The following is a 1,727-nucleotide window of genomic DNA, read 5'->3' as shown; positions in this document are numbered from 1 at the left end:
CACACATTGATTAGATCAAGCTCCGATAATTTCCATTTAAAATAGAAGCAGCCAAACGATCATAAATTGAGTAAAATATAAGCCTTAATCAACGAGGTAAATATGAGCTTTAAAATTAAACGATTAGATCACCATGGTATTGTTGCTGGCATTATTGATGACTTACAAATTGTACCGCTATTAGATAAACATTTACCTCAAGATGAGAAGCAAGAAATAACACCAGGTGAAGCAGTTAAAGGCATGATAATGAATGGCTTAGGGTTTGCTAATCGCCCGTTATCACTGAGTCCGCAGTTTTTTACTAACCTCCCGCTTGAGCATCTATTCAGGGAAGGTGTTGAAGCAAGTTTCTTCAACCGCCATAAGCTAGGCAGGACACTCGATCAATGTTTTAATTTTGGTTGTGAAAGCTTATTTTCATTGATATCAGATCAAGCTTGTCAGATTGAAGAGGTAAATTGCCAATTCAAATCACTCGATACAACAAGCCACTCCTTGACGGGTGAGTATGCAGTTGACGAAGAAGGCTGCGATGAAAATATTATCAGGATCACTCATGGTCACAGTAAAGCTCATCGGCCTGATCTTAAGCAAGTTGTACAGGAGATGATTGTAAGTCAAGACGGCGGGATCCCACTTGCTTGTAAAAATTGGGATGGGAACAGCGCTGATACCGCGGTATTCAAAGCACGCTCTAAAGCATTAGTCGAAAGTTTTAAAAACTCAAAAGCACCAAGTTATCTGATTGCTGACTGCAAACTTTATCATAAAGGTAATGCTGAATTTTTATCCAAACTGCAATTTATAACACTTATCCCATCAACAATAAAACTTGAAAAAGAACTGATATCGTCAAAATTAGCAGAAAACAAGTGGCAAGTGATCGATGATAATTATCAATATTCTGTTGAGCAAGTAAACCATATGGACATAAACCAGCGGTGGATAATCATTCACTCAAAAGCAGCACAAGGGCGAGCAAAAAAGAGCGTTATCAAACAGGTTTCGCGGGCAAAAAACGTATTGGATAAATCCCTTTTTCATTTACAGGCACAACGGTTCGCATGCGAACATGATGCAGAAAAAGCACTCAACGCAATCAATAAAAAGTCGAATTATCATAACGTTAACGTTTTAGCTTTAAGCGAGCACAAAATATATGAAGGGAAAGGCAGGCCTAAAAAAGGGGCGAAAGCAAAAAGTATTGAATGGCAAATCACGGGGCAATATGTAGAAAATACAGAGGCAATACAATATGCAGAAGATCAAAAATCCTGTTTCATATTAGCGACTAATATTGCAGATTCAGCGCTTTCACCTGAAGATGTTTTACATCACTATAAAGCACAATCAGCCGTTGAACGTGGATTTCGATTTTTAAAAGATCCACTATTTTTTGTTTCTTCACTTTTTATCAAGAAACCAAGCAGAATTGATGCTTTGCTGATGATCATGACATTATCGTTGCTTGTTTATTCAATTGCTCAGCGAAGAATGCGTGCAACGATGAAAAAGGTAAAGGCCAGTATTCCGAATCAAATAAATCAGGCGACTGAAACACCCACGTTACGCTGGGTTTTTCAATGTTTTGAAGGGATTAATCTCATTTATCAATCAGAAAATGATGTTAATACACGAGTGTATATCGAAGGTTTAGATGAATTAAGGAGCAAGATCACCATCCTCATTGGCGGGCATGCAGAGTCTTTATATAAAATAGAAAA

1 protein-coding gene is annotated in these 1,727 nt (G+C 37.6%); it reads left to right on the top strand.

Annotated features, from left to right (window positions below; translation table 11 throughout):
- Positions 1-102 precede the first annotated feature (102 nt).
- Positions 103-1,727, top strand: a 1,625-nt coding sequence (locus CXF74_RS21270) for an IS1634 family transposase (RefSeq protein ID WP_101084631.1), incomplete at its 3' end; no start/stop codon positions are given.

The sequence above is a fragment of the Psychromonas sp. Urea-02u-13 genome (assembly GCF_002835995.1).
GTDB lineage: Bacteria > Pseudomonadota > Gammaproteobacteria > Enterobacterales > Psychromonadaceae > Psychromonas.
This window is presented reverse-complemented; position numbering and strand designations above follow the sequence as displayed.